A 4,189-nucleotide genomic window follows, 5' to 3' on the forward strand; every position below is an offset into this window, starting at 1 on the left:
GGCCGCGGCGCGTGCGGAGCGCATCGAGAGCGATGTTGGTCGGCATGAACCGGCGCATGAAGCTACGGACATAAACGCTGAGGGTCCAGATGAGACGAAGCATGGGAACAGTCCTCTCCTGTCAAGAGGCGACAGAAGTAGAAGAGACCGTCCAGCGGGGCTGCAGGTCGTGCCATCACATCAGTGATGAAGTAGCAGAGTTGATCGCCTGCTTCGAGAGTACGCCTCAAGTCAGGGTCTGGGAAGGGCAATCGAGACCAACATCCTGGCGGAGCGGATCGATGCCGAAACGGGGGAGTGGTCCCTACCTGATGGCTCGGCAGCGTCGCGATTCGTCCCGTCCGAAAACCCGTCCGTTTACTCCCCGTAGACGTCCGTAAACGTCCGGAGATACACTGAGCCCCAGACGGCGACTGCCGTCTGGGGCTCAGTGATTTACTGGGCTCGCAGGCTGGGAGAGGGTTTCTCAAAGCCCCGCGAAATCAGACTCCGAAGTACAGCTCGAACTCGTACGGGTGCGGACGCTGCGCGATCGGCAGGATCTCGTTGTTGTACTTGTAGTCGATCCAGGTGTCGATGAGCTCCTTGGTGAACACGCCGCCCTCGAGCAGGAAGTCGTGGTCGTCACGGAGTGCGGTGAGCGAGTCCAGCAGCGAGTTCGGCACCTGCGGGATGTTCGCGGCCTCCTCGGGGGGCAGCTCGTACAGGTCCTTGTCGATCGGCTCCATCGGCTCGATGCGGTTCTTGATGCCGTCCAGGCCCGCCATCAGCTGTGCGGCGAAGGCGAGGTACGGGTTGCCGGACGCGTCCGGCACGCGGAACTCGATGCGCTTGGCCTTCGGGTTCGAACCCGTCAGCGGGATGCGGACCGCAGCCGAGCGGTTGCCGGCGGAGTAGGCCAGGTTCACCGGGGCCTCGAAGTGCTTCACCAGGCGGTGGTAGCTGTTCAGGGTCGGGTTCGTGAAGGCGAGCACGGCGTGCGCGTGCTTGAGCAGGCCGCCGATGTACCAGCGGGCGGTGTCGCTGAGTTGCCCGTAGCCGGCCTCGTCGAAGAACAGCGGCTTTCCGTCGAGCCACAGCGACTGGTGGGTGTGCATGCCCGAGCCGTTGTCGCCGAACAGCGGCTTCGGCATGAACGTGACCGTCTTGCCCCACTCCTCGGCGGTGTTCTTGACGATGTACTTGAACTTCAGGATGTCGTCCGCCGCGTGCAGCATGGTGTCGAAGCGGTAGTTGATCTCCTGCTGGCCGGCGGTGCCGACCTCATGGTGCGAGCGCTCCAGGTGGAAGCCCGCGTCGATCAGGCGCAGGGTGATGTCATCGCGCAGATCCGCGGTCTTGTCGACCGGTGCGACCGGGAAGTAGCCGCCCTTGAACGGGGTCTTGTTGCCGAGGTTGCCGCCCTCCTCCTCACGACCGGAGTTCCAGGCCGCCTCCTCGGAGTCGACCTTGTAGAAGCTCTCACCGGCGGTGACGGAGTAGCGCACCTCATCGAAGATGTAGAACTCGGCCTCGGGCGCGAAGTACGCGGTGTCCGCGATGCCCGTCGATGCCAGGTACTGCTCGGCCTTCTTCGCGACCTGACGCGGGTCCTTGGTGTAGATCTCACCCGTGCGCGGGTTGTAGATGTCGAACACCATCACGAGTGTGCTCGCCTCGCGGAACGGGTCGATGTACGCCGTCGTCACATCGGGGATCAGCTGCATGTCGGACTCGTGGATGCTGGCGAAGCCGCGGATCGATGAGCCGTCGAACAGCTGCCCATCACGGAAGAAGTCCTCGTCGACCGTGGAGGCCGGAATGTTGAAGTGCTGCTGCACTCCCGGGAGGTCGGTGAATCGGATGTCGAGGAACTTGACGTCGTTCTCCTCGATGTAGCGGATGACCTCTGCGGGTTCTGTGAACATGTGCGACTCCTCGTCGGGTATCGGTCCCTTGCAACCTTACGCAGGTTATGCCGACGGCGTTTCCCGACCGTGTCCGTCGTGTTTCGGGCATGTTACGGGCGCTCGGTAGGCTTGAGGGGTGAATGAGTACCCCGGTGAACGCCTTGGACTGCCCGAGACCGGGCCCCGCAGCATCGCCCGCCCAGGACGTCGGATCGGCGCTCTCGTGCTCGACTATCTGGCGGCGACGATCATCGCCGTCGGCTTCTTCGGCTACGACCAGTTCGCCCTGCCCACCGAGGCAGGGCTGACGCAGTTCGCCCCGATGATGGTGTTCGCGGTGCTGCAGATCCTGTTCATCCCCACCGCCGGCGGCAGTCCGGGGCACCGCATCCTCGGCATGCGCGTCGTGCGTCTGGGCGGCGGCTGGGTGGGGCTGTGGCGCCCGATCGTGCGCACCCTGCTGCTCGTCGTCGTCATCCCCGCCGTGATCTTCGACGCCGATCAGCGGGGGCTGCACGACAAGCTGGCGGGCACCGTGCTCATCCGCTCCTGACGCGATCGGGCCGGCAGCCGGCCGGACGTCAGCTCCGACCTCGGTTGCGCTGGCGCACCTCTCGTGGTGCCCGCCCGCCCAGGAACGAGCGGGCCGGGTCGACGATGTAACCCCGGCGCAGGGCCTCCCGCCCGATCAGCATCCGGAATCCCATCTCGTCGCGATTGGTGAGCGTCATCTCGGCGTCGACGATCTCGCCCACCAGTCGTACGCGCAGCACGACGACCACGCGGTTCTCCGCATGCCCCGAAGAACTGCGCACGGCACGGCGGTCGTGCACCGGAGCCTCGTGCACGACGGCATCCGCATCGCTCGCCTGCCACGGATGCACGCTGAACCGCACCCAGGCCTCGCCATCGCGCTCGAACTCGACCACGTCGAAGGCGTGCAGCGACGACGTGCGCGCACCGGTGTCGATCTTCGCCTTGATCCACTCGACGCCGAGATCCGGCAGGCCGACCCACTCGCGCCAGCCGGTCATCGTGTTTGAATGAGAGGGCCGATTCACCCCTACATCCTGGCAGGAAATATCTGTGAAGATCGCCGTCCTCTCGCGTGCCCCGCAGTCGTACTCCACGCAGCGCCTCCGCGCCGCCGCCCAGCAGCGCGGGCACGACGTCAAGGTGCTCAACACGCTGCGTTTCGCGATCGACCTCACCGCAGATGCGCCCGACCTGTTCTTCCGCGGCAAGCAGCTCAGTGACTATGACGCGATCCTGCCGCGCATCGGCAACTCGATCACCTACTTCGGCACGGCCGTCGTGCGGCAGTTCGAGCAGATGGACGTCTACACGCCGAACACGGCCAACGGCATCTCCAGCGCACGGGACAAGCTGCGTGCCAACCAGATCCTCTCGCGCCACAACATCGCCATGCCGCCGACCGCCTTCGTGCGCAACCGCGCCGACGTGCGCCCGGCCATCGAGCGGGTCGGCGGTGCGCCCGTCGTCATCAAGCTGCTCGAGGGAACGCAGGGGATCGGCGTCATCCTCGCACCGCAGGTGAAGGTCGCCGAGGCGATCATCGAGACCCTGCACTCCACGAAGCAGAACGTGCTCATCCAGAAGTTCATCGCCGAGAGCCGTGGGCGTGACATCCGCGCCCTCGTGGTCGGCGACCGCGTCGTCGCGGCGATGCGCCGCGTCGCGGACGGCGACGAGTTCCGCTCCAACGTGCACCGTGGCGGCCGGGTCGAGCCGGTCACTCTCGATCCGGTGTACGAGCAGACCGCGGTGCGTTCGGCGCAGATCATGGGCCTGCGCGTCGCCGGCGTCGACATGCTCGAAAGCGACGACGGGCCCCTGGTCATGGAGGTCAACTCGTCACCGGGTCTGCAGGGCATCGAGGCGGCGACCGACCTCGACGTCGCGGGCGCCATCATCGACTACATCGCCGACCAGGTCGCGTTCCCCGACATCGACGTCCGTCAGCGACTCAGCGTCTCGACGGGCTACGGGGTGGCTGAGCTGCTGATCCACACCGGCGCGGGGCAGGTCGGCAAGGAACTCGGCGAGCTCGGCCTGTGGGATCGCGACATCACGGTGCTGACCCTGCACCGGGGCGTCAGCGTGATCCCCAACCCGCGCAAGCATGTCGTGCTCGAGGCGGAGGACAGGCTGCTGTGCTTCGGGAAGCTCGAGGAGATGCGCTCGATGATCCCCGAGAAGAAGCGTCGTCGCAGGCGCGTGCGTCGTCTTCCGAAGGAGCCGCTGGGGGAGTGAGACGCGAAGAAGGCCCCGTGTGCTGC

General features: G+C 65.9%; 4 protein-coding genes. 2 read left to right on the forward strand and 2 right to left on the reverse strand.

The genetic code is table 11. From position 1 onward, the window contains the following. Positions 1–482: 482 nt before the first annotated feature. Complete coding sequence (gene glnA, locus WDU99_RS17115) at positions 483–1,907, reverse strand: type I glutamate--ammonia ligase (protein ID WP_337333679.1); 1,425 nt, start codon at positions 1,905–1,907, stop codon at positions 483–485. A 118-nt stretch (positions 1,908–2,025) separates the two neighbouring features. Here glnA and WDU99_RS17120 point away from each other — a divergent pair, with 118 nt between their 5' ends. After that, a complete protein-coding gene (locus WDU99_RS17120) occupies positions 2,026–2,442 on the forward strand; it encodes an RDD family protein (RefSeq protein ID WP_337333680.1) in 417 nt (138 codons plus the stop codon). Between the two features lie 28 nt (positions 2,443–2,470). Here WDU99_RS17120 and WDU99_RS17125 read toward each other — a convergent pair whose 3' ends face one another. Further along, the gene (locus tag WDU99_RS17125; protein WP_337333681.1) at positions 2,471–2,923 is read right to left on the reverse strand and encodes an ATP-dependent zinc protease family protein; all 453 of its coding nucleotides are present in this window, start codon (positions 2,921–2,923) and stop codon (positions 2,471–2,473) included. Between the two features lie 52 nt (positions 2,924–2,975). On the opposite strand from WDU99_RS17125, the gene WDU99_RS17130 reads away from it, so the two are divergent. Beyond that, complete coding sequence (locus WDU99_RS17130; protein WP_337333682.1) at positions 2,976–4,163, forward strand: RimK family alpha-L-glutamate ligase; 1,188 nt, start codon at positions 2,976–2,978, stop codon at positions 4,161–4,163. Positions 4,164–4,189: the final 26 nt, after the last annotated feature.

Source organism: Microbacterium bandirmense, from assembly GCF_037204185.1.
In the GTDB taxonomy this organism is placed as follows: Bacteria; Actinomycetota; Actinomycetes; order Actinomycetales; family Microbacteriaceae; genus Microbacterium; species Microbacterium bandirmense.